Source organism: uncultured Shewanella sp. (assembly GCF_947495455.1).
GTDB lineage: Bacteria > Pseudomonadota > Gammaproteobacteria > Enterobacterales > Shewanellaceae > Shewanella.
In genome coordinates, this window is the sequence record NZ_CANLZC010000312.1 from 1 (window position 1) to 223 (window position 223).

The window sequence follows — 223 nt, forward strand, 5'->3', positions numbered from 1 at the left end:
CGGCTTCCATGTCCATTTCAAGGTTGAGCATCTCCACTGGGTAACCAGTTTTGTCACTCACGACACTCAGCATGCAAGTTTGAATGTCAGCCGTTTGCTCTACAATTTCACTGCTCTGGCGTGTAGCCTGAATACTAGTGCTAGTGCTAGTGCTAGTGCTAGTGTTAGTGTTAGGGCTTTGGCTATTTAAGTAAGTAACAATTTCACCTAGCGTGCGGCATTC

Annotated in this window: 1 protein-coding gene; it reads right to left on the reverse strand. The window is 46.2% G+C overall.

Going from position 1 to position 223, the window contains the following annotated elements:
- A partial coding sequence (locus Q0791_RS25210) for a hypothetical protein (RefSeq protein WP_299011982.1) occupies window positions 1-223 on the reverse strand: 223 nt, incomplete at both ends.